This is a genomic window from Psychrobacter sp. CMS30 (assembly GCF_904846565.1).
In the GTDB taxonomy this organism is placed as follows: Bacteria; Pseudomonadota; Gammaproteobacteria; order Pseudomonadales; family Moraxellaceae; genus Psychrobacter; species Psychrobacter maritimus.
The window spans coordinates 19,209-45,491 of sequence record NZ_CAJHBF010000009.1; the positions used below are offsets into that span (position 1 = coordinate 19,209).

24 protein-coding genes and 2 pseudogenes are annotated in these 26,283 nt (G+C 43.6%); 7 read left to right on the plus strand and 19 right to left on the minus strand.

Annotated elements, in window-relative coordinates; translation table 11 throughout:
• Positions 1-171: 171 nt before the first annotated feature.
• From JMX94_RS06310 to erpA, 6 genes are all read right to left on the minus strand, one after another.
• Entirely contained in the window at positions 172-426 is a 255-nt protein-coding gene (locus JMX94_RS06310; RefSeq protein ID WP_201564232.1) for a GlsB/YeaQ/YmgE family stress response membrane protein, read from the minus strand.
• A gap of 452 nt (positions 427-878) precedes the next feature.
• The gene (gene mpl / locus JMX94_RS06315; RefSeq protein WP_201564234.1) at positions 879-2,366 is read right to left on the minus strand and encodes a UDP-N-acetylmuramate:L-alanyl-gamma-D-glutamyl-meso-diaminopimelate ligase; all 1,488 of its coding nucleotides are present in this window, start codon (positions 2,364-2,366) and stop codon (positions 879-881) included.
• 314 nt (positions 2,367-2,680) lie between these two features.
• Positions 2,681-3,304 carry a copper resistance protein NlpE N-terminal domain-containing protein gene (locus tag JMX94_RS06320; RefSeq protein ID WP_201564236.1) on the minus strand — a complete coding sequence of 208 codons (624 nt, stop codon included), beginning with the start codon at positions 3,302-3,304 and terminating at the stop codon, positions 2,681-2,683.
• A 468-nt stretch (positions 3,305-3,772) separates the two neighbouring features.
• Positions 3,773-4,285, minus strand: coding sequence for a disulfide bond formation protein B (locus JMX94_RS06325; RefSeq protein WP_201564238.1), 513 nt, complete (start codon positions 4,283-4,285; stop codon positions 3,773-3,775).
• Between the two features lie 53 nt (positions 4,286-4,338).
• Positions 4,339-5,913 carry a glutamate--cysteine ligase gene (gshA, locus tag JMX94_RS06330; RefSeq protein WP_201564240.1) on the minus strand — a complete coding sequence of 525 codons (1,575 nt, stop codon included), beginning with the start codon at positions 5,911-5,913 and terminating at the stop codon, positions 4,339-4,341.
• Between the two features lie 388 nt (positions 5,914-6,301).
• Positions 6,302-6,682, minus strand: coding sequence for an iron-sulfur cluster insertion protein ErpA (erpA, locus tag JMX94_RS06335; protein WP_201564242.1), 381 nt, complete (start codon positions 6,680-6,682; stop codon positions 6,302-6,304).
• 567 nt (positions 6,683-7,249) lie between these two features.
• Between erpA and JMX94_RS06340 the strand changes: the two genes are divergently transcribed.
• Positions 7,250-9,277, plus strand: coding sequence for an ATP-binding cassette domain-containing protein (locus JMX94_RS06340; protein ID WP_201564244.1), 2,028 nt, complete (start codon positions 7,250-7,252; stop codon positions 9,275-9,277).
• 271 nt (positions 9,278-9,548) lie between these two features.
• On the opposite strand, the gene JMX94_RS06345 is transcribed toward JMX94_RS06340, so the two are convergent.
• Entirely contained in the window at positions 9,549-9,911 is a 363-nt protein-coding gene (locus tag JMX94_RS06345; protein WP_201564246.1) for a septal ring lytic transglycosylase RlpA family protein, read from the minus strand.
• An 877-nt stretch (positions 9,912-10,788) separates the two neighbouring features.
• Between JMX94_RS06345 and JMX94_RS06350 the strand changes: the two genes are divergently transcribed.
• The 3 genes and pseudogenes from JMX94_RS06350 to JMX94_RS06360 all read left to right on the plus strand — a co-directional run bounded on the left by JMX94_RS06350 (position 10,789) and on the right by JMX94_RS06360 (position 12,418).
• Positions 10,789-10,956 carry a hypothetical protein gene (locus tag JMX94_RS06350; RefSeq protein ID WP_201564248.1) on the plus strand — a complete coding sequence of 56 codons (168 nt, stop codon included), beginning with the start codon at positions 10,789-10,791 and terminating at the stop codon, positions 10,954-10,956.
• Between the two features lie 37 nt (positions 10,957-10,993).
• Positions 10,994-11,976: pseudogene (locus JMX94_RS06355) on the plus strand (DnaJ C-terminal domain-containing protein).
• A 118-nt stretch (positions 11,977-12,094) separates the two neighbouring features.
• A complete protein-coding gene (locus tag JMX94_RS06360; protein WP_201564015.1) occupies positions 12,095-12,418 on the plus strand; it encodes a chaperone modulator CbpM in 324 nt (107 codons plus the stop codon).
• A gap of 127 nt (positions 12,419-12,545) precedes the next feature.
• Here JMX94_RS06360 and sstT read toward each other — a convergent pair.
• From sstT to JMX94_RS06380, 4 genes and pseudogenes are all read right to left on the minus strand, one after another.
• Positions 12,546-13,746: pseudogene (gene sstT, locus JMX94_RS06365) on the minus strand (serine/threonine transporter SstT).
• A 199-nt stretch (positions 13,747-13,945) separates the two neighbouring features.
• Positions 13,946-14,455, minus strand: a complete 510-nt coding sequence (locus JMX94_RS06370; RefSeq protein WP_201564250.1) for a DNA polymerase III subunit chi — start codon at positions 14,453-14,455, stop codon at positions 13,946-13,948.
• A gap of 35 nt (positions 14,456-14,490) precedes the next feature.
• Positions 14,491-16,146, minus strand: coding sequence for a leucyl aminopeptidase (locus JMX94_RS06375; protein WP_201564252.1), 1,656 nt, complete (start codon positions 16,144-16,146; stop codon positions 14,491-14,493).
• A 217-nt stretch (positions 16,147-16,363) separates the two neighbouring features.
• Positions 16,364-16,984 (minus strand): cysteine hydrolase family protein, encoded by a 621-nt coding sequence (locus JMX94_RS06380; RefSeq protein ID WP_201564254.1) that lies wholly within the window; start codon positions 16,982-16,984, stop codon positions 16,364-16,366.
• Between the two features lie 415 nt (positions 16,985-17,399).
• Here JMX94_RS06380 and lptF point away from each other — a divergent pair, with 415 nt between their 5' ends.
• Positions 17,400-18,689 (plus strand): LPS export ABC transporter permease LptF, encoded by a 1,290-nt coding sequence (gene lptF / locus JMX94_RS06385; RefSeq protein ID WP_201564256.1) that lies wholly within the window; start codon positions 17,400-17,402, stop codon positions 18,687-18,689.
• Positions 18,689-19,930: an LPS export ABC transporter permease LptG gene (gene lptG, locus JMX94_RS06390; RefSeq protein ID WP_201564258.1), complete on the plus strand. Its 1,242-nt coding sequence runs from the start codon at positions 18,689-18,691 to the stop codon at positions 19,928-19,930. The genes lptF and lptG overlap by 1 nt, the downstream gene beginning before the upstream one ends.
• A 129-nt stretch (positions 19,931-20,059) precedes the next feature.
• Here lptG and JMX94_RS06395 read toward each other — a convergent pair whose 3' ends face one another.
• Positions 20,060-20,668 (minus strand): class I SAM-dependent methyltransferase, encoded by a 609-nt coding sequence (locus JMX94_RS06395; protein ID WP_068407352.1) that lies wholly within the window; start codon positions 20,666-20,668, stop codon positions 20,060-20,062.
• 311 nt (positions 20,669-20,979) lie between these two features.
• Complete coding sequence (locus JMX94_RS06400; RefSeq protein WP_201564260.1) at positions 20,980-21,318, minus strand: DUF3817 domain-containing protein; 339 nt, start codon at positions 21,316-21,318, stop codon at positions 20,980-20,982.
• Positions 21,319-21,427: 109 nt separating this feature from the next.
• On the opposite strand from JMX94_RS06400, the gene JMX94_RS06405 reads away from it, so the two are divergent.
• Positions 21,428-21,649 (plus strand): hypothetical protein, encoded by a 222-nt coding sequence (locus tag JMX94_RS06405; RefSeq protein WP_227673544.1) that lies wholly within the window; start codon positions 21,428-21,430, stop codon positions 21,647-21,649.
• Between the two features lie 96 nt (positions 21,650-21,745).
• Here the strand turns inward: JMX94_RS06405 and xerD are convergent, their stop codons facing one another.
• The 6 genes from xerD to JMX94_RS06435 form a co-directional block, all read right to left on the minus strand.
• On the minus strand, positions 21,746-22,684 hold the full coding sequence (gene xerD, locus JMX94_RS06410; protein WP_201564264.1) for a site-specific tyrosine recombinase XerD: 939 nt from the start codon (positions 22,682-22,684) through the stop codon (positions 21,746-21,748).
• 24 nt (positions 22,685-22,708) lie between these two features.
• Positions 22,709-23,929 (minus strand): class I SAM-dependent methyltransferase, encoded by a 1,221-nt coding sequence (locus JMX94_RS06415; RefSeq protein WP_201564266.1) that lies wholly within the window; start codon positions 23,927-23,929, stop codon positions 22,709-22,711.
• A gap of 140 nt (positions 23,930-24,069) precedes the next feature.
• Positions 24,070-24,396 (minus strand): sulfurtransferase TusA, encoded by a 327-nt coding sequence (gene tusA, locus JMX94_RS06420; RefSeq protein ID WP_068033657.1) that lies wholly within the window; start codon positions 24,394-24,396, stop codon positions 24,070-24,072.
• Positions 24,397-24,473: 77 nt separating this feature from the next.
• Positions 24,474-24,953, minus strand: a complete 480-nt coding sequence (locus tag JMX94_RS06425; RefSeq protein ID WP_201564268.1) for a hypothetical protein — start codon at positions 24,951-24,953, stop codon at positions 24,474-24,476.
• 74 nt (positions 24,954-25,027) lie between these two features.
• Positions 25,028-25,540: a Holliday junction resolvase RuvX gene (ruvX, locus tag JMX94_RS06430; protein WP_201564270.1), complete on the minus strand. Its 513-nt coding sequence runs from the start codon at positions 25,538-25,540 to the stop codon at positions 25,028-25,030.
• Positions 25,541-25,612: 72 nt separating this feature from the next.
• Positions 25,613-26,176 (minus strand): YqgE/AlgH family protein, encoded by a 564-nt coding sequence (locus JMX94_RS06435; protein ID WP_183619385.1) that lies wholly within the window; start codon positions 26,174-26,176, stop codon positions 25,613-25,615.
• Between the last annotated feature and the right edge of the window lie 107 nt (positions 26,177-26,283).

A 26,283-nucleotide genomic window follows, 5' to 3' on the forward strand; every position in this document is an offset into this window, starting at 1 on the left:
TGTAAAAAATAAAACCCGCGCCATAAAAAAGGTCCTGCATCGAGCAAGACCTTTTCTTTATTATTTCTTTACGATGTAGATTGTTAAATGCTCAATTAAATTGGTAGCTAAGTCAGCTGACATCTAAATTAAAATCCATTTAAATTGAAATACATCAAAACTAAAATAATATTATACGTTGCGCTTACTCATAATCATCTCATAGATAAACAGTAAGATAATCGCACCGATTACTGAGAAGATAAGACCGATAAAGCCGCCATCAGCATTGATACCGATTAAGCCTGCAACGAAACCACCTAGCATCGCGCCAACGATACCCAAAACGATGGTCATAATCCAACCCATAGGGTCGCTACCTGGCTTGATAGCACGTGCCAATAAACCTGCGACCAGACCTACAATAATCATCCAAATAAAGCTCATTTTATTCTCCTAATATGTTGCCATTTATGTTGTCATTTATAATGTGTTACTTATTTATATTGCTTTCTTTTAATGAATTCATTGTAGTCATTCCTGAAACCAAAAAGTAAGCACAAAATGTTATCTGTGTACGGGCTATGTGAGGAAAAAGCCATATTTGCTATTAAGCAGATGAGATAGGTAAACAGTAGGTTACAAAGGTAGTAAAGTCGCTAACAGACTTAATAGTTAGTAGTGCTAATGTACAGCGTTCTAAGAGAGAGGTTTTATTTAATGGAACGCAGTAACATAGGCAAGTTAGGGGGACAAGTTAGGGAAAATTAAGTGATAGAAGTGATAGAAGCGAGGTAGGATTTTTATTGGAGATAATCAGACATAAAAAAAGCGCCGCTCGTTAAACGAACCGCGCTTTTAAAAAGCATTTTCAATGCCTTTTGTTTTTTAACAAAGTCTTATTGGGTGCGTAGAGCTGTCAATAGACGCTGATGAATACCTTCAAAGCCACCGTTTGACATAATCACAATAGCATCACCCGCCTTAGCATGAGTGCTGATATGCTCGATAATAGCATCGACGCTAGAAAGTACCTGTTGGTTACCCATATTTGGATTTACCATATTGGCATTTTCGATGACTTCTCTTAAGCCCCACTCAAGTCCCGTAGGCTCATACCATAACGTATGGTCGGCGAGGGCAGCGGACTCAGCCAAGCTGTCTTGATGGATGCCCATTTTCATGGTGTTGCTGCGCGGCTCAATAATCGCCCAAATCCGTCTGTCTGCCAGTTTCTTTTTTGCACCATCTAAGGTGGTGGTAATGGCGGTCGGATGATGGGCGAAATCATCAAACACCAAGATGTCATTTACATCGCCAATCAGCTCCATACGGCGTTTGATACCGGCAAAGGCTGACAATGCGGCGCAGGCGGTTTTGACATCGACACCAACATTATAAGCGGCGGCGACCGCAACCAAGGCATTATTGACATTATGAATGCCGCTCATTGACCATTCGATGATTCCCGCGGCTTCTTTATCAGCTGCAGAACTGACGCTAAACTTCCCACCATCGGCGCTGATAAGCTCAGCTTGCCAGTCGCTGCTATTTTTTAACGTCTGCTCTTCTGTATTGGTGTTATCTGCCGCTGAATCCAGCACGGCAGTACGCCAAATCGGTGTCCAAACGCCTTTTGCCAAAGTGTCTTCTAAACTGATAGTCGCCGCTGGCATAATGATTTTGCCTGTGCTTGGAATCATGCGCACCATATGATGAAACTGGGTTTGGATGGCGTTTAGGTCGGCGAAAATATCGGCATGATCAAATTCAAGATTGTTTAAAATCGCCGTACGCGGACGATAATGGACGAACTTTGAGCGCTTATCAAAAAACGCTGAATCGTACTCATCGGCTTCGATAACAAAGTAACCCGTTTTTTCTGCGTCATCATTATTTTTTTCAGCGCCCAAGTAGCTGCTGTGGGCAAAGACTTGCTGTAAATGTTCATCAGTGGTATCGACCAATGGCACGCCGCCAATCAAGAACCCTGCATCAATACCTGCATAATGTAGTATCCATGCCAGCATGGTCGTCGTTGTGGTCTTACCATGCGTACCTGCTACCGCGATGACGTGGCGCGATTGCAGCACTTGCTCAGATAAAAATTGTGGGCCTGAGGTGTAGCGCAGGCCGCTATCTAGCATATATTCGATGACATCCATGCCACGTTTCATGGCGTTACCAACCACCACCAAATCAGGCGCTGGTTGCAAATGTTCTACCAGATAGCCTTCGGCAATCGTGACGCCTGCATTTTCAAGTTGGGTAGACATCGGCGGATAAACATTGGCGTCTGAACCCGTGACCGTATGCCCGAGCGCACGCGCCAATAATGCCAGCGAGCCCATAAAAGTACCACAAATACCAAGAATATGAATATGCATAGACGTTCCGTACGAGCTTAAATGAGAAGGGTAAAGGGTTTCGAGTCTTTCTAAAAGTTAGGGTATCTGTCACGATTAATTTTAGAAGGCACTCAAGCTAAGTATCATGAGTAATGGTTCTGTTTTGTATGCTGTTATTTTATATAGCGTTATTTTGTTTGGTTGTATTTCGTATTGATAAATATCAGTGGTCTGCCTAATATTAGCATGGCAACCAAGCAATAAATCATGCCCTCATTGTAAAGTAAACACCAGAAGATGACCAATAAAAAACGCCTAGCAAGTAGGCGTTATGTGCTTATCCATTGACACGTTTATTTGCGCGCCAAGCTATAGTCATCATCAGGATTTTTATCCGCGTCTAACCTAATCAAAAGGTTGTCTTTGATATGGTAGGTTTCGATATTTTTTCTCTCATAAACAATCGTAATCATATCGTCATCTTGGCGATAGACGCCAGATTCTAGCAAAGGCGCGCGCGCAGGTTCTGCGTGATTAAAGATACTGGTTTTTAGTACGGAGCCATCAGAAAACAGGTTTAGGGTAATATCGATATTAGCGCAAGATTCGCATGGCACGATGCCGCCATAATCACCCATTAAGGTTGCCTGTAGCGTGCTTTCGTTATTTGATGCAGAAATCATCGGCGTACGACGAGCATTATCATTTATATTGGCCGCCGCAATAAGCGAGGTGCCTTCTTCGCTATTTGCCTTATCTGCTACCTTGTTAGCACTACTCTTTTGAGACTCATCGTTTGGCACCTCAGCTTGCTGCGGAGCGTTAATCGGCGCACCTTGCGTCGTTTTATTATTGGTAGATGAGGACGCACTGTCACAGCTCATCAGCAACAAACAGACGGGTAACGCCAATAATGGGCGCATACAGCGTCTGATAGCCGTAATAGTAGAGAAGGAAGTAGACCAAAAAGTTATCATAGTATTACCAAAAACAGTTTTTTAAATAGTATGGCCAGACGCTATCAGTATAATAAATGAGCTAAAGCTTTGAGAGAAATCAAAGAAGATAAGAACAACAAGCTTAACGGCAATAGCTAAAGTGTGCGACCTTGACTTCGTTAATTTATGTGAGAAGAGTAAGCGGGTAAATAAATAGTAGCGCGTTCCAGCCCTATAAACACTCGCATTACAACGCTTTCTATATACGATTAAAGCGTTATAAAGCCGTCTCTTATTCCAATAGGGTAAATAAACCCTGCAAAGATATCAAAGTGTAAAAGTGACTAAGGAGGCTCTTTAGGTAAACTCTATAATCATAAGGGCGAATAAATGCCTTTATCAGCTGCAAAATAAGATATAAAAAAAGCGCAAAAAAACCGTCAGCGTGATTAAGCATGACGGTTTTAGTTGGTTATTCATTAAAGCGAAACGGCTTATAAAAGCATGCTAGCGCGTAGGATGAATGATACGCCACAATATAAGCACATGCGTTAATATCAAAATACTAAATAAAATCAAAGATTGCTCAGGGATACTCAGCCCCATAAACGTCCATTCGATAGAAGCACATTCACCAGAACCGGCAAACACTTCTTTTAATACCTGCTGCATAGGGAGGGTATCGAGCCAGTAATCTAAACCTGGGCCACATGACGGTACTTGGTCAGCAGGTAGATGCTGTAGCCAAACATGACGCCCTGCTACTATCGCAGCCCAGCCAATACCTGCCAAGCTACCCAGCCATAGTAGCAAGCGTGTCACCATTGATTTTGGATTAAATACCGCCGCGATGAGCGCAAAGCCGCCCATCACCATCAGCCCAATACGCTGAAAGATACACAGCGGACAAGGCGAAAACCCCATATAACGCTGTAAAAAAAACAGCGCAAAACTCATGCCTATTACGGTCATTATCACTAAAAACACTTGCAGATTACGGTAAGTGGTCAGCTGTCGCATGGGGCGCATACTCTTATAAAGTGCTTATTGATGAAAGGTAAAATTATAAAAATTTAGCGATATTGCTGTAAGAAATCCATAAAATCTTCGGTTTCAGCGGCTTCAAGTTCAGCTTGTTGTAGGATAGATTTTTCGGCAAGTACTTCATATTTGGCTTGCGTGTTTGGACTCAAAGTCTGCTGTAATAACGACTCACGATGCTGCTGCGCTAAAGTAAAGCCAAGCTGCCATAAACTGCCCAAACGCTTACTATCAGAATTAACCTGCGCCGAAATAGTTGACTCAGAGTGTCCTGCTTTACCTTGCATCAAGGCAACTGCTGCCCGATAGTCATTACCACCATAATGTGCATCAAGCAGGGCTGCCAATGGTTGCATCCGGCTTAAATGAGTGAGCATCCAGCTTTCTAGAGTTTGCTCAGCGCCGTTATTAATAATCTGTAAGTTTTCACGGCGACCTTCATTGACCACGCGCTCAAGATTAACAGCCAACGCTTCTTCCTCTGCAGGCAGCAGCTCTGGCGAATCACTCAGCAAGCAATATAGCGCCATCACTTCTAAAAAGCAGGCGCTAGATAAGCGAATACCAATATCGCTATAAGGGTCAAGGTCAATGGCGCGAAACTCAACGTAAGCAATGCCGCGACGCTCAAGCGCTTCGGTTGGGCTCTCGCCACTTTCGGCGATTTGTTTTGGGCGGATAGGGCTATAGTATTCATTTTCTATTTGTAGAATATGATCATTGATTTGAATCGGGTTGCCATCGGCATCATTTAAACCCAGTTTCTCAAAGCTTGCATGCGGGGTTTGAATCGCGCGGCGTAGCCCCTTGATATACTCGGGTAAATTGTTATAGCGGATATCGAGATGTTCTTGCACGCTGTTGGTATAACCAAGCTTGCCCATGCGCAGGCTGGTCGCAGTCGGCTTATAATAGGTCGAATCATTGAGCAGCTCAAGGTCATGCTCAACCCCTGACACAAAGCAAGGGCAAACACTGGGACTGGCGCCCAATAAATACAGCACCAAACTGGTCAGACGTTTAAAGTTACGAATCAATCCCAGATACTTATCGTTTCTAAATTCTGTCAGGGTCAGGTCTTGTGCGGTTGGCGTTTGCGCTTGCCACGCGGCAAATAAATCATCGCCAAACGATAGGTTATAATGTAAACCAGCAATCGTCTGCATACGGCGACCATAACGGATGCCAAGTCCACTACGATATAGCGTTTTCAGCTTACCGGTATTAGAGCTGCCATAATCGGCCAGTGGGATATCTTCATCATTGGACGACAGCATACACGGCATGGATAATGGCCACATCAGCTCACCTTCAGGCATACCTTGATAGACCAATAAATGCAGTTGGCGCAGCATATTTAAGGTTTCTTTTGGCGAGGTCTTGGGGTCAGTGATAAGCTCAAGCAGGCTTTCTGAATAATCCGTGGTGATAAACGGATGGGTAAGTTTGGAGCCAAGCTTAGTCGGATGCGGCGTTTGTGCCAAATAACCATCAGGTTTGACACGCAGCCCTTCTTTTTCGATACCGCGGAGCATACCCGCTAGGTGCTGACTGTCAAACCAGTTTGGAATTTCAAAATCGACAAAGCTGCTCGCAAAATTACTCATAATAGTCATCTGTTGTTATTAGTTATGTTCGGTCGAAACACAGGCGGTTCGACCGCAAAAAGGGGTTAGAGAATCAGGTCAGTTTAGCCCAAAGCGACCCTAAAAACCACGTGCAATTACAAATACAGTAAGCTTTGCCGGTGTTCGATTCGAGCAGTTTTAATGCAAAAACTGGCGATAAAATAGCCGCAAAAACTTAAGATAAAGAGGGTCGGTTGTACTTCTTGGGCTTTACTTTCTCATAGCTTGTATGGTGCGTCATGACCGCTTTATCAATATCAAACTATCTAATATTATCTATTACTCATAAAGCGGTAGACTAAAAAGCACCTAACGATAAGATAGGTGCCTTAATAAAATGAAGAAAAATGATTCAAAAATCATTGATTTAGATAGAAAACGATGAACCACAACCACAAGAAGTGGTGGCATTGGGGTTGGCGACCACAAAGCGCGCACCTTCCAAGCCTTCGGTATAGTCAACCGTAGAGCCTTGTAGATACTGATAGCTCAGCGAATCGACGACTAAGGTCACATCACCATTATCGAAGTTGGCATCGTCTTCGCCTAAGTCGCTGTCAAATCTAAATCCGTAAGAGAAGCCAGAACAGCCGCCGCCGGTCACATAGACGCGTAGCATAAGCTCGCTGTCACCTTCTTCTTCACGCAGACGACGTACTTTTTGTGCAGCACTGTCAGTTAAGCTCAAGGCAGTCGGGTCGACGGGCTGGCTGGCGCTTGGGTTAAATTGGTTGGTTGATTCGTTCATATCTACCTCAGTTGCTAAAATCAAATGATATTGTTTTTTATTGATACGAGGTCGTCTATTTATACAGGATAGGGCGACTGATCCGTAGCGGCTGATACGCATAGGCTACGGTAACATTAATGAGATTGGGTCACTATTTGACATTTAGACATTCATATAGACACTCATAGTTTGGGGTATGCATATTTGGCTTAAGACTTTAGACGCTCATATCGAGCTGTCATGGTGGCATACGCTGAAGCCCATACTAACATGGCTATTAGCACTTAACTGCATGATGTCAATAGTGTTTTACTAGTATAGCATAATTGGGCTAATGATTGATTTGTCAAGGGTAACAACAGCGTTCACGACTAAAAAAGTGATTTAAACTGCAAACTTTTAAATAGCCTACGCCTCATTATCATAACAAGCGGTTTTTAGCAGTATAAAGGTTTGAATTTAAAATACTTATTTAATTGTTTGCCTATGCGGCAAGCGTTTGAAATAATAGCCGCCAGTAAACATGCCAGACGTGTGTTTTTTATTGCCTTAAGTTTTACATTATTGTTGAGATGAAGAAATTATATGATCGAATTTAAAGACGTTGGTGTTCGCCGTGATGGTCGTGAGTTGTTTGCAGGGGCAAGCTTCCAGCTACATCCGGGCCATAAAGTTGGCTTAACGGGCAATAACGGCACAGGCAAATCAACCTTATTTGCCTTATTATTGACGCGTATGGGCACTGGTGATACCGAAGTGACGCTTGATAAAGGCGAAATCAGTATTCCTGATAGCTGGCATGTGGCGCACATGGCGCAGGAAGTGGGCGCCAGTACCCAAACGGCGATTGATTATGTCTTAAGTGGCGATGAGCAGTGGTATGAGATTAATGCGGCGTTAAATGATTTGAGCAGTGTCAGTGACGACCAAATTGGCGTATTGCATCAGCAGTTTGATGAGATTGATGGTTACCGTACCCCGACCAAAGCGGCACAAATCATGGCGGGTCTTGGTTTTAATACCAGCCAGCATGAGCTGCCCGTCGAAGGCTTTTCTGGTGGTTGGCGTATGCGCTTAAACCTTGCCAAAACCTTGATGAGCCGCGCAGATTTAATGCTGCTTGATGAACCAACCAACCATTTGGATTTGGATGCCATTCTTTGGCTTGAAACGTGGATTAACGCTTTTAGCGGTTTGGTTATCGTCATCTCGCATGACCAAGCGTTTTTGGACGCCACCGTCGGGCATATCTTGCACGTCGAGCAGCAAAAAATCACCCTTTATACCGGTAACTATCAGCAGTTTATTCGTACCCGTCATGAGCGCATGGCGCAGCAGCAGCAAGCGTTTGAAAAGCAGCAAGCGACCAAAGCGCATTTGGATGACTTTATTCGTCGTTTCCGTGCCAAGGCCAGTAAAGCCAAGCAAGCACAGAGCCGTATTAAGCAGCTTGAGCGTATGGCGGAGCTGTCACCGATGATGGCGGACAACCCGTTCTCATTCCGCTTTTATGAGCCGGCAAATATGAGCTCGCCATTGATTGAGCTGAGCAATGCCGATATTGGTTATACCGATACCGCGCTACTGCATAATGCCAATATTCAAGTGACGCCGGATACGCGTATTGGCCTGCTTGGGATGAATGGCGCTGGTAAATCGACCTTGATTAAAGCCTTGGTTGGCGAGCTCGGTATTTTATCAGGCAGCTATCGCGTTTCTGATACCCTAAAGCTTGGCTACTTTAACCAGCATCAAATGGATGCTTTGGATGCAGCAGCGACGCCGATGCAAATGCTACGCCGCCTAGCGGGCAAAACTTCTGATGCAGAATTGCGCGCGTTCCTCGGCAGCTTTGACTTTCGCGGTGAGCGTATCGACACGCCAAGCGAGCTGTTTTCTGGTGGCGAGCGTGCACGTTTAACCTTGGCATTAATCGTCTGGCAACGTCCAAACGTGCTTGTACTCGATGAGCCAACCAACCATTTAGACTTACAAATGCGTCAGGCGTTGACCATCGCTTTACAGGGTTTTGAAGGGGCAGTGGTACTGGTATCGCATGACCGCGAGCTGATTGCCAACGTCTGTGACGAGCTGTTTTTGGTCCATGACGGTATAATCGAAGAGTTTGATGGTGATATCAGCGATTACGGTAAGTGGCTTGCCGAAAAGCGTAAGCAAGAAAATACGCCCGATAAAAGCAATAGTAAGAAAAAGAGCAAAAAGGACAATAAGAAGTTTGTTTCACGTGAAACAAACACCAGTTTAGCTAGTAATCAAATTAGTAGTAAAGCTGCTACTGCCCCAGCAAAAGCTGCTCAGCCTGCGCTTAGTAAAGAAGAACAGCGTAAATTGGCCGCTGAGCAACGCAAACTTACCGCGCCTATTCGCCGTGAGATTGAAGACACAGAAAAAGCCTTGGCTAAGATTACGGATAAATTGGCCAGTTTAGAGACCAAGCTTGCTGATACTGGGCTATATGAAGAAAGCCGTAAGGCTGATTTACTGGTGTTACTCAATGAGCAGACGGCGTTACAACAGCAGCATAGCGATAATGAAGAGAAGTTGTTGCTCGCGATGACGACGCTAGAAGAAATGGAAGCGGCTGTTAAATAGGCGGCAGTCAGTTGGCAACTATTAATTATTTTGAAGTAGTAGATTCACTTTAAAAGTACACCCTGCTGGTATGAATTTTCCGTAGCCTCTGGAGTGCAAAGCACACAGCAAGCGAGGAAGATTTATACCAGCAGAATACTATTTCTGCCGTAACTTTTTATTTTAAACTGACTCTATAGGCTATTGAAGAATTATTTAGCGATACAAACCAGTGTTTTAAAATCATCGAGCATAAAAAAGGGAGAGCGTGAGCTCTCCCTTTTTTATTACATTATTCCATACGGTATTTACCATCACCATAAGATAGTATCTTCATGGTGGTGGTACAAAGTTCACAGTTTATTTTACCAGCAGCGGCTTTCGATAAATCCAAAATGCGACCTCTAATAAAAGGTCCTCTATCGGTAATTTTTACGATCACGCTCTGCTTTGTCTTTTTATTGGTCACTTGCACCTTCGTACCAAACGGCAGCGTCTTATGCGCGGCGGTTAGCGAGTTCATATTGAAGATACTGCCACTTGCGGTACGTTTGCCGTGAAACTTACTACCATAGTAACTGGTGTTGCCGGCAAAAACGGTGGTACTGAGCAGCAGCGATAAAGTGATGACTAAAGACTTGATTAAATAAGACATTTAATACCTTTTTTCTATTGATGAGATAGACAGATACTCTTGCCTATGTTATCCATGCCCCTATCAGCTTGAATAATATGGGTATTTTACAATAAGGAGCTTACTTCGTTCTTACGGCTCTGTAAAAAACGCCCCAGTTCAAATATCTCATAATAGAGTAGTAGAAGATGTTTTTATGATCATTATTAAGTCTTGCTACTAATCCTGTAGACCTTGGTATATATGACCAATTCTGTGAAACTTATTTATTAGGCTAAGTGAATAGATAAGCACTACCAGTGCTGATAAAGTGGTTTTTACAACAAAAAAGTTAGTCATAGCGCCTTAGTAAATGTAAAAACTAATTCTGCCTATGTAGTTAGGACTGTCGTAAAGATGCACTATATAAGGGCTAAAGCGTTATATTTAATAATTTTAATATTTAAAAAAGGAAAATGAGATAAAATTGAAAATAATGTAATAAAATCTTGCTATATTCTTACTATTTCTGAAGAAATCACAGTATTTGGCGTTTTGTGAGAATAATCACTTTGTAATTAGTTAACCATCTAGAAGATTGATATAGCTCTTATGTGATATAGCTCTTATGTTTAGGCAGGCGAGCGCAAAGTTTGGCAAGCACATACTTAGCTATGCTATGGTAAATGTGATGGTTTATGAATCAAAAACGATATGCAGATAGACATACAGATAAACATGAAAATAAAGCCATCAAGTTTGGTTTGCGCTAAGCGTGACAAACAAAGTGCTGAGTTATCTCATGTTGCCGCTAAACGAGAAGACTGTCTGTGCTTCCATTGTTTGTACTAAAATGACATTACGGCAACAGCTGTCAAAGAATAATGATGCCAGAATCATAGTGAAAAACGCTAATATAGTGACGAACGCTAATACAGTGACGCATGCTAATAACGATGCTTTAAGCAATGCAGACAACACCAATGCTAGTATCGCTTGGCATCATTACTGGTCAAACTTTGATGATGACAACCGTATGCTAAAAATGAAATATTCATTCATTGCCCCCATATTATGTATTAAATAAATGATCAGTAATAAATACTATAAGAAGGAAAAATAACATGGCAGAGAAAAATTACTATGACATTTTAGGGGTCAAAAAAGACGCCACAGATGCTGAGATTAAAAAGAAATATCGTAAGCTTGTGCGGCAATACCACCCTGATGTCAGCGACGATCCAGACGCTGATAATAAAATCGCGGAAATTAACAACGCTTATGAAACCATTAGAGATAAAGATAAGCGGGCGGAATACGATGCCATGCTCAACAATCCCTTTGCTGGTCAGGGCGGTGCAGGCGGTTTTGGTGGACAGTCTGCTGGCGGCGCACAAGGCGGTTTCCGCTGGGAAGATATCAAAGATCAGTTTGGCGAAGGCCAAGCTTATGGCGATGGCGGTTTTCGCTTCGACGATATTTTCTCCGCTTTTGGCGGCGGTGGCGGCGCGCGCGGACAATCGCAGCAGGGTGGTTTTAGGTCGCAAAATAGCCAAGGTCAAGACCAACATGCAGAGATTACCGTTGATTTGTCCTCGGTCTACAGCGGCGATGACTATAGTATTAAATTAAACGTTCCCGTTCGCCAGCCAAATGGCAGCGTCGATTACGAAAATAAAACCTTGAAAATTAAAATTCCAAAAGGCATTACTGATGGCAAGCAAATTCGTTTAGCAGGGCAAGGTGCGGCCGGTATTGGTGGCGGTAAAAACGGTGATTTGTTTTTAAAGGTAAAAATCCGTCATGCGGATAATATCCGTATCGAAGGCGCTGATGTCTATCAGACGGTCAATGTAGCGCCATGGGAAGCGGCACTGGGCGAAAAATTAACGTCAGTACCCCAGCAGGAACGCTTGGCGTGACGATTCCCAAAAATAGCAAATCAGGTAGCAATTTACGTTTAAGAGGTAAAGGTATTCCTGCTAAGCAAGCGGGCGATTTATATTTAACCTTAAACATCGTCAACCCTGATATCAGCAGCGAGTCCGCTACCAAAGCCTACGAGCAGCTTAAAGAAGCCTTTGCTGAAACCAATATCAGCCGTTAATAAAATCGCATTTAAAAACGCCAAAAGCTACGAAAATAGCAGCAATATAACAAAGCAAACAGCAGAGATGAAGACCATACGATAACGATAAAATAAAGAGCAAACGAGGATAATCGCCATGAAACACTCGCCTGAATTTACCGACATTATCTTGAGCTTAGATGAGCTTGTATCTGCCTGTGGTCAAGAGCGCCAATGGGTCATCGAATTGATTGAAGAAAATATCATCGAATATGATGTGCCAGAGCGTCAGCAATTTACTGGTTATCAATTGACGACTGTGCGCCGTGCCTCACGCCTAAGTCGCGACTTTGAAGCGAGCGTACCGGCAATTGGACTGATACTTGAGCTATTAGATGAGGTGGAACAATTGCGTCAATTTAAACGCCAGCTAGACATGCAGACACCAGTGATTGAAGTAGATGTCGATCATTTAAAATAGTTTTTACAATAACAGTCTAAAGCAGTTATTTAAAATCACTGTTTAAATTAATAAATCACCCAATATTCAACACAAAAAAGGGTCTCTATAATGAGACCCTTTATTATTGCAAGTATCGTTTTAAAAACTAGCGCGCATATTTTGGATCAGCAGCGGCAGTAAATAAAACGTCGGTTGATGAGTTCAAGGCAGTTTCTGCAGAGTCCTGCACCACACCGATGATAAAGCCAAGTGCCACTACTTGCATGGCAATATCGTTTGGAATACTAAATAAGCTTGCTGCTAATGGAATCAAGAGTAATGAGCCACCAGCGACACCTGAGGCGCCGCAAGCACTAATCGTCGCGACCAAACTTAATAATAGCGCTGATGCAAACGATACTTCGATACCAAGCGTATGCGCTGCCGCAAGGGTCAAGACGTTAATCGTGATAGCAGCGCCTGCCATATTGATGGTTGCACCGAGTGGAATGGTGACCGAATAAGTGTCTTCGTGTAGACCCAATTTGCGCGCAAGGTTCATATTGACAGGGATATTGGCCGCTGAACTACGGGTAAAGAATGCGGTAATCCCTGACTCACGTAAGCAGGCAAACACCAACGGATAAGGGTTTTACCTGTTTTAACCAATACAATCAGCGGGTTGACGATTAAAGCAATAAATAGCATACAGCCGACCAATACCATCAAGATATGGGCATAGCCCGCCAACGCGGCAAAGCCTGTCTCAGCAACGGTATTGGCAACCAAGCCTAAAATACCAAAAGGCGCTAGGGCGATGACCCATTTGACCACTTGTGAGATGGCGTCAGAAAAATCGCTGACCACGGTACGCGCGGTATCGCTGGCTTGACGTAGGGCAAAACCAATGATAATTGCCCACGCTAAGATACCAATATAATTGGCTTCAGCGATAGCCTGAACAGGGTTGGCGACCAAATTCATCAGCAAGTTGGTCAATACTTCTTGAAGGTTGGCAGGTGGTACTTGCTCAATGGTGGCATTGACCAATATCAGCTCTGTCGGGAATAAAAAACTTGCCGCAACCGCCGTTAATGCAGCCAAAAAGTGCCGAACATATACATAATAAGCACAGGTTTGACATACACTTCATTGCCGCTACGGTGTTGGCTAATGGCTGCCATGACCAAGATAAATACCAGTATCGGCGCGACCGCTTTTAGCGCCCCGACAAATAGCGTCCCTAATAATCCTAACGCAATACCGATATTTGGTGCCAGCCAGCCAATCAAAACCCCCAGTATTAAACCAATAATAATGAGCGGCACCAGCCCTATACGCTGATACATCGCAATCAATGAACGCATCTATACACCCTCGACTTTGTCAATAAATATAAAATTTATAATAGAACGGAAAAGTAATCGAAGGATGGTAGCATTTTTGCGATAAGCGCCTACCTCTCACCCACGTAGACATGGGGTTATAGGGTAGTGAAAAAGCGTGGCACGGTAGGCAAATAAAGGGCGCTAGCAAGGTGAGAAAATAAAGATAAAAATCAATAAATTAAACTTTAAAGTGCGTGAGCTCATAGCCTAATTGTTGATAACTCTTATACTTATGACGACCTTCTTGCACGCTATTGGCATCAGGTTTTATCAGCTCAAGTACCCGAGTAGGCTGGGCATTATTGGTCGCTGCCATAAAGTCATTAACAGGATGGATGGTGGTATTCAGGACAATACCTTTAAAGTCGGCTGGCATATAGCTGCTCAATAAAACGGGTGCTAACGGTTGACTGTTGATAGGGTTAATAGCCGTATTTTCGCTATGGCTAGTATCAGTATCAGTATCAGCACCAATATTAGAATCTAAAAGCCGCTGATGCGGTATAAAGCTTGTGGCATCATGTGCCCATAGTGCTTCATCAAGCGTCGATAGCAAGGCATCTTGTTTGTCGATAAGAATCAGTAACGACTGGCTGCTTTTATTAAGCGCCGTTTGGGTTAGCTGACAAATAAAGCCCAAGAAATCTTGGGCTTTACTCTCACTTAAAACATAAAAACTAACTTTCATAAACTGGTCTTCATCAATGAATTATTCACAACTGATTAAGCCATGTTTGCGCTGTTTTTGAGGTATTGCATAAACAATGGTACAGGACGACCGGTTGCCGCTTTATCTTTACCTGAATTCCATGCGGTACCAGCGATATCCAAGTGCGCCCATGCTTGACCTTCTTCGACGAAGCGCGATAAGAAGCAAGCAGCAGTCACAGCACCAGCGCCTTTACCACCGATGTTTTGCATATCAGCAATAGGCGAGTCAAGCTGCGCTTGATAGTCGTCATCCATTGGCATATGCCAGATTAAATCGCCCGATAAGTGACTGGCGTTTTCTAATTCAAATAAGACGTCTTCGTCATTACTAAATACCGCTGAGCGTACGTGACCTAAGGCAACCACACAAGCGCCGGTCAACGTTGCCACATCGATAATCGCTTTTGGATTATAGCGTTGTACGTAGCATAAAGTATCGGCTAATACCAAACGACCTTCCGCATCAGTATTTAAGATTTCAACCGATTTGCCGTTCATAGCTTTCACGATATCACCAGGGCGCGTAGCATCACCTGATGGCATGTTTTCCGCACAAGCAAGGGCACCAACGACGTTAATCGGTAGACGCGCTTCACACAAAGCTTTAATCGTACCGAGTACCGATGCTGAACCGCCCATATCAAATTTCATCTCATCCATTGCCGCACCCGGTTTGATTGAGATACCACCTGAATCAAACGTCACGCCCTTACCGACTAAGACGATAGGCGCGTCATCATTGGCAACTTGTACATCGCTATTTGCATCAGCATTTTTAGATGGTTTCTTAGGCAGTTTGGTGGGTAGTTTATCCGCTAAGGCTTTTAGACCGCCTGCGACTTTGGCGCTGTTAGTGATGCCTTTATTAGAGCCCGTGCTAAAGTTTGATTTACCACGGTATTCCATGAGTACCAATTTACCTTCTTTAGCAGAACCTTGCGCAACTGCTAAGAAGCAACCCATGCCTAGCGCCGACATCTCATCTTCACCCAATACGGTGACTTTTAATAGGTCAGGATAGGTTGTGGCCAATTCTTGTGCTTGTTCAGCCATATAAGCGGGGAAGCAGATGTTACCCGGCTCATTGGCGACATCACGGGTTAAGCTTTGACCGGCGAATACTGCTTCAGAAAATGTTAATGCAGCTTCTAATGACTCATCAGCCAATAAATAGATATCGGTTAAAACTGGCGTGGTTTGCTCAGATTTGTATTTATCAAAACGGTAGCTTGCTGCTAGTAAATTCAAAGCAAACTGACCGAAATGATTTTCTTCTAATGCATCACCTAGGGCGACGGTAATAGAATCGACGCGTTTTTGCGTGCTTTGATAAATGGTATTGGCAATTTTTTGCAATACGCTATGACCAAGCTTATCAATATTACCAACACCGACCAATAACAGCTGTACTGGATTTTCTTTCGCCGTTTTTTTATCACCAGCCAAGGCATAATCAGCGACGGTCTCGCAGGCTTTACCATTAAAATGTGATACTTCCATCAACTGCTTAATGCGCGTTTGATAATCGCTTAATGCGGCTTCAGCTAAGATGTTTTTCTTATCATCGATAAGCACCACAAGGCAGGCCGCGTCTTTGCTTTTGGCTTCTTTTTTAAGTATTTTTTGCGTATGCGTCTTTGGTAGGGTTTGGGTTAATTTAATATTCATATAATTATCCTTATTAGAGTTATGAAATTAGCATGATAAAAACGGCAGGTTTTATTTAAATTGCTTATACCTGTTAAATCGTTTGGGCTAATGAGCCATCGCAATAGTGTAGCATATTGCAAGGCGAGTGCGCAGTGAGCAAGGCTTAGGTAATATATTTGCACAATTTTGCGATAATTATTTAAGTAATTGTTTTATGTCTTTATAGAGTAGTAATTTACTCACCAACCAATTCGGCGGTCGTGACTAAAGCGGCAAATCTATCTTGTAATGCGGCCATCGCAGTCTCGTGCATTACTTCTGCGCTTATGGCTTCTTTTTTATCATTCGGCAAGGCGCGAGTGGCACAAGCATCATGGCAGACAAAACTGTCAAAGCCCAAATCAAACGCCGCTCTGACGCTTGAGCTGACACACATATGACTCATAAAACCTGCGAAAATAATTTGCTGCTTTTGCGTGCCTGCTATTAGCGTTTGCAGCTTGGTATCGTAAAAAGCATTAGGATGTTTTTTGACGATGACGGTTTCACCAGTCTTTGGTTGTAATTCAGCGACAATATCGACATTTGATGATAAAGGATCAAAAACTTTATCATGATCGTCGCCGTGATGGGCGATATGGACAATAGGAATGTCTTGCGCGCGGGCTTTATCTAATAACAGACGCGCATTTTTAATGGCGTTAGCACCAGCTTGCCCCAATGGCATCGCCCCATCGACGTATTCGTTTTGATAGTCAATAAAGACGATAGCGCAATTTGACCAATCAAGTGCATCAAATTGACCACCAGCAAGTTCAAGTAAAGTAGCGGGCGTAGAAGTGAGTTTGTTTGTCATTAGTATTCTCCGTTGAGCGTTATAAGTATAAATTTGCAGGTATTCAGTCTAGCAATGAAATCTAAAGATAGGCGAACAAGGATACCAAGGACAAACAAACTTTTCTAAATGACATAAAGTAAAAATATAGGACAAATACTTAATAGAGTTGCTCTGATATTAAGTGAGGCTTATAACTCATATACACTATACGCCTTTTTGGTTTTAGCTATTATCCACTAAATAATCTAGCGTTATAGCAAGATAGAGGCAATGTTTTTCAACACATTTCACAGCCATTTTTGAGCAAAATATGCTAGGATTAACGGTTATCTTTATCGCTACTATTTATAGAGTATCGTCAGTCAGACGGCGATAAATTGTGCGCATACCAACCTTTTTCTAAAGAGTGCCTATTGTGATATTACGCCGCTATATGACTCAACAAGTTGCCTCAACGACCGCCTTGGTCTTGGGGTTTTTAGTGGTGATGATGCTCGGCGGCCGCTTAATCCGTTACTTTGGCATTGCCGCAGAAGGCAATCTGGACATCAGCTTATTATTTACCATCATTGGTTATAACTTGCCTTACTTTTTAGAGCTTATCCTGCCATTGGCATTTTTTATCGCTCTAATGCTGGTATTTGGGCGCTTGTATGTTGACCAAGAAATGGCGGTGATTAATGCCAGCGGTGTGTCGCGCGGTAAACTTGGCCGTTTGATGACGCCGTTGATATTGGCATTATTTGTTGGGGAAGCGGTTTTATCTATTGTTGGTAAACCGTGGGGCGTACGCTCATCTGAGAGTGTTTGGCAACAGCAAGCGTTGACCAGCGCTTTTGATTTAATTCGCCCCAATCAGTTTATCAGCAGCGGTAATTATCATTTGTATGTCGGCAGCTTGAGCGATGATAAAAAGCAATTGCAAGATGTGATATTGATACAATCTGAGCCTAAGCCTAAAGGCAGTGCGGCAAAAAATGCGGCCGTTGATGTTAATAATAATATTGACCCAGAAACTGCTGAGCGACTCAATATCCCAGAGCTGCCAAATGCGCTTATAAGCGATAACAGTATCAGTAAAGATACCATTACCCTCGCTAAACGCGCTCAGCAAGTAGATACCGGCAGTAGCGGCGTCACCCAATTGGATTTATTCCAAGGTCGCCGTTATGAAGTCGGCGCGGGCAGTCTAAAATACAATCAAGTGGGCTTTGATCGCTATCGTATCACCTTGACCGAATCCTCCAAAGAAGTCATCACCGAAGCCAATATCGAAACCCAAGCGATTGGTCCACTATGGCAAGCTGCAACGGGCAGTACAGCAGTGAATAGTGAAAACGCATTACGAGCGGCACAAGGGGAGCTTGGCTATCGCTTGGCCTTGCCTTGGTTGATGATTATTGCACCAATGCTGGCCGTGCCACTGGCGCAAGTACGTCCGCGTCAAGGTCGCTGGTTGCGCTTGTTCCCATCGATTTTATTATTTATCAGCTGTGCATTGGGTATTATTTCTCTCAAAAATGCGGTGAGTAAAGGCAGTGTTAGCGTTTGGGCGTATGCATGGTTGGTATTAGGTTTTATGGCATTGGCGCTCTATATGAATTGGGGCAGCCGCGTCCAACATCGTTTGCGCTTTCGCAAACCAGATGAGCAGTTAACCGTCAGCGAGCATCAAGGCAATATTGACCATAAAAGCAATGGCTCACAAGGAGGACAATCCTAATGAGCGCTTTATTCTCTAAATCATCATCGTCTAATTCATCAGAGCCAAATTCGCCAAGCCATAAGCTAAAACTTGCGCCAAAACCAACCAATCTAAAAGTGCTCAGCCGTTACGTTAAACTAAACGCTTTGCTTGCCATCATCGGCGCGGTTATAGGCTTGTGGGCATTGCAGTTGGTATTCTCTTACTTGTCTGAGCTAGATTCACTAGATGATAACTATACGATGGGCGAGGCGATTAAATATATCTTTTATCGCTCGCCGTACTTCTTAGAGCAATTTATCCCAACGGGCGCATTACTTGGTGCCGTGGTCGGTTTAGGTTTATTGGCCAATAAAAGCGAGCTGGTCGTCATGCGCGCCGCTGGCGTCAGTGTTTATCGTATCGTCGGTTGGGTGTTGCAGCCTGCCTTGATTTTTGTGCTATTGGCATTGGTGATTAATCAGTTTGTCCTACCGCATTCGAATCAGTTGGCGCAAGAGATTAACGATGAAGATAACAGCTCGCTTGTCACCTCGGTACGTGGTTATTGGACGGTACAGCCACGCTTTGAGAGTGCAAAAGACGGCAGTGCCAAGCCAGATGGCAGCGATATTTTGTATATCGATTATGCCGATGTGCAAGGCAACATCGGCGAAGTTAAACGTTGGCATTTGGATAATAATGGCAATCTGCAAACTGCTATTCATGCTGAGGGCGGGAAATATATCGGCCGCGAAGCGATAGATACTAATAGCAGCAAACCAAGCGAGCAATATCGTTACGAGTGGCAGCTGAATAATATGACCAAGCTGATGATTGGTCAGGGCTTTGAGAGTAGCCAAGCTATCGCACCGTTAGATACCTTGAGTTTGCCTTTTGCCCCTGAGTCGGTGTATTTACTCACTCGTAAGGCCGAAGATTTGTCATTGACCCAGCTGTATGAGCATCGTCAATTTATGCGCCAACAAGGCACGCGCTCGTTAAGTCATGAGCTGGCATTTTGGCAAAAGCTGCTGTCACCGTTATCGATTTTATCGCTAGTGATTGTTGCTTGCTCATTCGTCTTTGGCTCACTACGTACGCATAGCTTGGGTTTACGTATTGTCGTGGCATTACTATTCGGCTTGCTGTTTAGTTATGTGCAAGACTTGGTTGGCTTTGTCTCATTGGCGACTGGTTTTTCGCCATTATTAATGGTGCTATTACCGATTATCGCTAGTGCGATATTGGGTGGATATTTACTTAAGCGGCAAATGTAGTTTTAAAAATGTAATTCTAAAAATATCACTTTAAAAATATAGTCCTAAAAATTTAGCCATAAAAAAGCCCGCTAACACATCATCGTATTAGCGGGATTTTCGTTTGCTCAGCTTTTAAGTTGCTTAAGCTTAATCTTTGGTCGCCATGGTAATGGTATAGGTTTTACCTTGTTTGACCTTTTCACTATTGCCAAATACTTCGGTAAACGAGCGCTTCATAAATTGACGCAAGCCATTAATCGTCACCACATAAAAACGCCCACCTTGACGCATGCGCGCATAGGCATCAAGGAAGTATAAATAATGCTGCTCTTTACCTACTTTGGCTGGCAAGTTTGACATCACAAGGCTAAAGTCTTTGTCTTTTGCCACATGATTAAAGCCATTTGATAAATGCACATCGACATTTTTCAGACCATTTTTCTCGCAGTTACGGCGCGCATATTCTACCGCCATAAAGTCTTTATCAATGAGCGTATGCAGACCATTCGGGCATTCACGCGCCGCCGTCATGCCAAGCACGCCATAGCCACAGCCCAAATCGATCGAATCATCATCCGCTTGAAAATCCACATAATCAAGCAGCATCAAGCTGCCATCATCGAGCTTTTGCGGTGAAAAAATACCCCACGTGGTCGCGAAGTCAAACGGTTTGCCCAGCACATCTTGGCGAAAGTTAATATCTTCACGCCAGTGTTCAGCGCTTTTTAAAAGGTCAGCAGGGGGTCTATGGCTCATGGGATTCTCAGATTATTTAATAAATAGAAGGTTAATATACTATGGCAGGTATTGTAACGAGAAAAGGGCAGGTTTGCAGCATCCTATTAATAGAATTGTATGGTGGGAAGTTGTTATTGCAAAAATTGTGATGGGAGTCAATCTTGCTATCCGCTACTATCAGGACTAAACCGCGCCGCAAGGCGACTGTTATATGATTGCGAATATATGATTGCGTCATTTGAAGATGGGTAGGGTGTGGCATGCGCACCTGAATCAAAATGATGTCTAAAATTGGTGCGCGAGGTGCACCCTACATCTTTATCTAACCTCTATTTCCCCAACCGCTTCTTTAATAAATGATCAAATATAAACGGACCAAATGGCAAAAACGAGCCAAGCACACCTGCAGGCATTGCCCATAGCGGCATTTTGATTTTGCTAGTTGCAATCAACAGCATCAAAATATAGGCGATAAACAATGCTCCATGCGCCATACCGATATATTTCACTGCTTCAGGAATACCTAACATGTATTTCAAAGGCATGGCGACACCAAGGAGTAATAAAAAAGACGTGCCTTCTAAGTAACCTATGATGGTAAGGTTTTTGAGTGCAGAATTTTGCCCTTTTGTTAGGGTAGGCAGAGTAGAGGGCTGAGCTTGCAACATTAAATATTCCTATTATGATCATCAAGAATGAATTGAGTTAAAATATTAGGCAATTTGGCAAGATGGTATTTAAGTGTTTTTATAACTAGAGAAAAATATGAACATACTTATGCGAGACGCATTAATAGATTTAAAAAAGCAAGTATTAGACAATTATAATCCTATCAAAGTCTCTGAAAAAGCTATGACAATTTTGCTAAATTATTCAAATGAAATACCGTACAAGTTTCAAAGTGATTTGCATGGCTTAATAGCAATGGATATGGGAGATGAATTTATTTTACCTAAGGAAGAGTGTATTCAAATAATTGATGAGTTGCTTGCTTCATAGACGATTCGTGTAAGGCGAGTTACGTCTTGACTGCACTTTTTTCAAAAGCTTATCAAAACTAACCCACTCTACAATTAAAATTTATAATGCTGCATTCTAACCTCTTGGATGATGCTCCGCATGCAACTTCTGCAATCTTGCCGTCGCCACATGGGTATAAATCTGTGTCGTTGATAAATCACTGTGCCCCAGTAATAATTGCACGCTACGTAAGTCCGCACCATGATTGAGCAAATGAGTCGCGAAAGCATGGCGTAAGGTATGCGGCGATAATTCTTTATCAATGCTGGCAACTTTGGCGTATTTCTTTAATAGATACCAAAAGTTCTGCCGTGTCATATAACCACCTTGCGCGGTTAAAAACACCGCTTGGCAATTACCCGATTTCAAATGCGCAATCAAATCGCCACGGGCATGCGTTAGATAATCTTCTAGCGCCTCTGCTGCATATTCGCCGAGTGGCACCAGTCGGGTCTTATTACCTTTCCCCGTAATTTGTAGCCAACCAGAGTTTAGGTTCACTTGCTCAAGCGATAGGTTAATCAACTCACTGACGCGCAGACCGCACGCATAGAGCACCTCTAACATGGCTTTATCACGTAGACCGAGCGCCGTGCTGCTATCAGGTGCCGCCAATAGGTTATCGACATCGGCCTCGCTCAAATCCTTTGGCAGTGGACGACCTAATTTGGGGCTTTTGATACGCTCGCACGGATTGTCCTCGCGCAGATTACTAGCAATCATCCAAAGGTAGAACTGGCGCAAGCTTGAGAGCATACGTGCTTGCGTGCGCGGCGTTTTGCCTTCCTGAGTAAGGGTAGATAGACAGTGCAGCACGTCATTAGGTTGCCATTTCGTCAGCGCGATAGGATTGGTCAACTCGCAAGAACGTAAATCGCGGACATAAGCATTACGCGTCCGCGTTGCAAGTCCGCGGGCAAGCATCGCTTGACGAAACTCAGTGATATAAGTAGGTTCATCATCAACGGCTAGCGCTTTAGGTTGGCGCTGTTGCACAGCACGGTCGCGGCTCATAAGACGATACTCAATGATTGAATATTAAACACGCTGCAAGCACCATAACGAGGTAACCTCGCTACTCCTCGCCACAAATAGAGGATCGGTATTATCTTGACTGCGACCATGCTTAGGTTTGGTATCGAGACGGTATTTTACTTTCAAACCACTATTAGCAAACCAGCCTAATAATTCCTCACGAGTGCGTAATTGTAAATGCTCAGCCAAATCCGACAGAATCAACCAGACTTCTCCTTGCTTAGCTAAATGAGATTTCGCGCCCTGCAAAAATCCACGCAGCATTGCACTGTTGGCATCATAAACGGCGTACTCTAACGGCGAGCTGGGCTTAGCAGGCAACCAAGGCGGATTACAGACAATTAAATTGGCAAGTGGCGCATCAGTCGGATAAAGGTCTGCTTGCTGTAACTGTACGTTAGCTAGCCCTTGGCGCGTAAAGTTTTCACTGGCGCAGGCCAAAGCACGCGGATTTAAGTCGGTGGCAATTACCTGATTTATACCGCGCTGCGCTAAAATAATAGCCAGCAAGCCAGTGCCCGTACCAATATCATAGGCGACATCATGAATTTTCGGCAATGGTGCATCAAGCAATAGCTGCACATACTCATGGCGAGTTGGCGCAAAAACGCCATAATGCGGGAATATCGATAGACCTAGGCTTTCAATTGGGACGCCTTTTTCGCGCCACTGTGCTGCGCCAAGCGCCCCTTGCAAATCACGAAACGACAGTACACATGACTCTTTCAGCTCGCCAAAAGCAGCTATACAAGCGGCACTCACATCGGGAGCGCGGCGTAACTGGCTGACATAATTGGCATCAAGTTCTAATAGCAAGCGGCTTAAGATACGCGCACGCTGGGCTTGGATTTGGCGCTGCTGATGAAATAAGTTGGGAATGTCTTTGGATAACTCTGAAGATTCAACTGCAGTTTTATTAGACTTAGCAGACTGATTTGCTGCTTTTTTTATTTTACGCTGCTCAGAGCGCTCATTGGTACGCTCAATACGTCGGTTGAGCGCTTGTAGCAATTGCTTGGCATTATGAAAGTCACCGCGCCACAGTAATGAAGTGCCCTCGCAAGCCAAACGGTAAGCCTCATCTGCGGTCGTTTTATCATCAATCAATACAATACGCGCAGGCGGCATATGATTGCTCTCCGACAACCAAAGTGCTTGATGTAAGGTTTCGTTTCCGTCTTTGTTTTCCTGCCACTGCACATACTGCTTTTGGGTTGCTAACACGCTATCTACCTTTAATTTGTGAATGATATGTTTCGTACAAAGCAAAGATATCTTGATGCTATTACTGCTGTTACTTTATTAATGTACTGACGTTCTTAGTGCTCTTAGGTTACTAATGCTCTAGGGTCAATCAAATACATTTAAGCATTCTTTTTCTTGACCAAATACCGATAAAGCGTGGCGCTGATAGGTGCGTTATTATCGTCAGCAACTGTGATTTCATCCGGATCAACATTTAAAGGTACATTTTCAGCAAGGGTTTCTTGCTGCACAAGCTCATGCCCCAAATGACGGCAAAAATTAGGAATATCGCGAGTGGTTGCAGGGTCAGTGGCGAGTATCTCAATCACCGCACCGGCTTCGGCTTTACGAATGATTCGATGCAGCATCATCACTGGCTCAGGGCAAATAAGCCCTTGGGTATCTAGATGATGTTGAATCGTGCTATCAGATATTGAAGTTGTCATAGTCGTCGTTTTAAATTAATAAAAGGTTAAATTTTTTTTGCTATCTATTGCTTAGCATTATTTTCTGTTCAGCTGTTTTACACTTCTTCAGCGATTTCAGTGTCTTCTTCAGTTTCTAAAAAGTTAAAAAAGCGCTTAAAGCTAACTTTGAATAAAAATGCCACCCCAAGCCAACAAGATAGTCCCAACCAAGCAGTATCGGCAAATAAAAGCCCGCCAACCAATATGATCGTCGATACGCCAATACTCATAGCAATCATCGATGGCTGATTTAAGCGATAACGATAAATAACCAACGCATCATAGATAGTAATAGGAATCGTGAGCGCAACCAAGGCATAGGGCAAGTTATAGAAGAGTTGATAAAGCAGCTGATTGTCATGAAAGGCTTTGATACTGGCAATGGTGCCAAAGACCATGAAGGCGAGAATAGCGGCATAAATAAGATAAATCGCTATTTGGTTCGCTCGTTGAGCGCCTTTGATACGCGCAATCGCGAGCGGCGCAAAGCCACGTTGCGACTTGTTTTGCAAAGATTGGTCTGAGACAGTGGTCATATTAATCAGTCATTTATTCGTTTAGATGATATAGCAAAGAGGCGCGGTATGTTAGCAATGGACTTACTGCTATCTTAATCCGCTTTGATCGCGTCGATGGCGATACTGCTACTGGGATCAGCAAAGTAAGTCGACATCAGGATACAGGCGGAGATATCATCAATTGGATCACGCTCGTTTTTAATCCAGCCGTTTTCCCACGCAATTTCGCGTGCTGCCACTGAAGTTAGACGCTCATCGCAAAGACTCACGACTACCGGCAGATGCTGCTCCATAACTCTATGAGCTAAGCGGCGGGCAAATTTGTGCGCCCGCTTGGACAGCATCGAGCTGCTACCATCCATATTCAGTGGCAATCCGACCACCACTTTTGCCACGCCCCAAACCTTGATAATACCGAGCAGATTATCCCAATCAGGCTGACCGTTATTCATCGCCAAGATATCAAAGGCACGCGCAGTCTCGGTAATGGTATTACCTAACGCCATGCCCATCTTTTTGACGCCATAATCGAGTGCCAAAATAAGATGCGGCTTAATCGCTGGTTCGACAGCTGTCGTATCTGTTATAAGCGTGCTATCTACCATAATCAGGGGTGTTTCCTATTTCTGTCTTCATTAAGCAAATGCTGCTAAGTATATAGCACTCAATATATAACGCTAGGCATGACCAATATCGCTGCTTAAATAGTCAAAATTAACGCCAATCTTATCGGCAGCGATTTGCCAACGTTCTTCAAATGGCGTATCAAACAATAAGTTTAAATCAGCAGGGCAGACGAGCCAGTCGCCGTTATTGAGCTCTTGGTCGAGCTGTTTTTTACCCCAACTGGCATGACCTAAGCACAGCTGATAATGGCCAACGCCTTGACCGGCGGCGATACGTTTTAGGATATCTTGACTGGTAGTGATACAGACGTTTTCTGATATTGCAAAAGACGATGCCCATTCTGGCTGCCCCGTATGCAGGACAAAGCCGACTTCTGGGTACATAGGACCACCTTCTAGCGCCACATCTTCCATCACTTGTGGGTCAGTCACTTCAATGTCTAAATCCTCTAACAGTTTGCCCACGCGTGACTGCTCTAATGGCCGATTGACCATCAGACCGAGTGCCCCATGTTTATCGTGACGACAGATATAAATCAGCGCCTGCTCAAACCGTGGGTCTGACAGCTCGGGTGCCGCAATTAAGAAATGATGGGTCAAATTGGCTTTGGACATAGCAAAAAACGCAACCTAATGTAAATGGTAAAATAACAGAGATGACACACCACTATATGGCGATACTGAGTAAAAAATCAACCAAAGCAAATATTTAGCGCTTATTC

Excerpts from the sequence above, each read along its gene's own strand:
- JMX94_RS06310 (WP_201564232.1), bottom strand. The coding sequence starts at position 426 with ATGAGCTTTATTTGGATGATTATTGTAGGTCTGGTCGCAGGTTTATTG.
- mpl (WP_201564234.1), bottom strand. The coding sequence starts at position 2,366 with ATGCATATTCATATTCTTGGTATTTGTGGTACTTTTATGGGCTCGCTG.
- JMX94_RS06320 (WP_201564236.1), bottom strand. The coding sequence starts at position 3,304 with ATGATAACTTTTTGGTCTACTTCCTTCTCTACTATTACGGCTATCAGA.
- JMX94_RS06325 (WP_201564238.1), bottom strand. The coding sequence starts at position 4,285 with ATGCGACAGCTGACCACTTACCGTAATCTGCAAGTGTTTTTAGTGATA.
- gshA (WP_201564240.1), bottom strand. The coding sequence starts at position 5,913 with ATGAGTAATTTTGCGAGCAGCTTTGTCGATTTTGAAATTCCAAACTGG.
- erpA (WP_201564242.1), bottom strand. The coding sequence starts at position 6,682 with ATGAACGAATCAACCAACCAATTTAACCCAAGCGCCAGCCAGCCCGTC.
- JMX94_RS06340 (WP_201564244.1), top strand. The coding sequence starts at position 7,250 with ATGATCGAATTTAAAGACGTTGGTGTTCGCCGTGATGGTCGTGAGTTG.
- JMX94_RS06345 (WP_201564246.1), bottom strand. The coding sequence starts at position 9,911 with ATGTCTTATTTAATCAAGTCTTTAGTCATCACTTTATCGCTGCTGCTC.
- JMX94_RS06360 (WP_201564015.1), top strand. The coding sequence starts at position 12,095 with ATGAAACACTCGCCTGAATTTACCGACATTATCTTGAGCTTAGATGAG.
- JMX94_RS06370 (WP_201564250.1), bottom strand. The coding sequence starts at position 14,455 with ATGAAAGTTAGTTTTTATGTTTTAAGTGAGAGTAAAGCCCAAGATTTC.
- JMX94_RS06375 (WP_201564252.1), bottom strand. The coding sequence starts at position 16,146 with ATGAATATTAAATTAACCCAAACCCTACCAAAGACGCATACGCAAAAA.
- JMX94_RS06380 (WP_201564254.1), bottom strand. The coding sequence starts at position 16,984 with ATGACAAACAAACTCACTTCTACGCCCGCTACTTTACTTGAACTTGCT.
- lptF (WP_201564256.1), top strand. The coding sequence starts at position 17,400 with ATGACTCAACAAGTTGCCTCAACGACCGCCTTGGTCTTGGGGTTTTTA.
- lptG (WP_201564258.1), top strand. The coding sequence starts at position 18,689 with ATGAGCGCTTTATTCTCTAAATCATCATCGTCTAATTCATCAGAGCCA.
- JMX94_RS06395 (WP_068407352.1), bottom strand. The coding sequence starts at position 20,668 with ATGAGCCATAGACCCCCTGCTGACCTTTTAAAAAGCGCTGAACACTGG.
- JMX94_RS06400 (WP_201564260.1), bottom strand. The coding sequence starts at position 21,318 with ATGTTGCAAGCTCAGCCCTCTACTCTGCCTACCCTAACAAAAGGGCAA.
- JMX94_RS06405 (WP_227673544.1), top strand. The coding sequence starts at position 21,428 with ATGCGAGACGCATTAATAGATTTAAAAAAGCAAGTATTAGACAATTAT.
- xerD (WP_201564264.1), bottom strand. The coding sequence starts at position 22,684 with ATGAGCCGCGACCGTGCTGTGCAACAGCGCCAACCTAAAGCGCTAGCC.
- tusA (WP_068033657.1), bottom strand. The coding sequence starts at position 24,396 with ATGACAACTTCAATATCTGATAGCACGATTCAACATCATCTAGATACC.
- JMX94_RS06425 (WP_201564268.1), bottom strand. The coding sequence starts at position 24,953 with ATGACCACTGTCTCAGACCAATCTTTGCAAAACAAGTCGCAACGTGGC.
- ruvX (WP_201564270.1), bottom strand. The coding sequence starts at position 25,540 with ATGGTAGATAGCACGCTTATAACAGATACGACAGCTGTCGAACCAGCG.
- JMX94_RS06435 (WP_183619385.1), bottom strand. The coding sequence starts at position 26,176 with ATGTCCAAAGCCAATTTGACCCATCATTTCTTAATTGCGGCACCCGAG.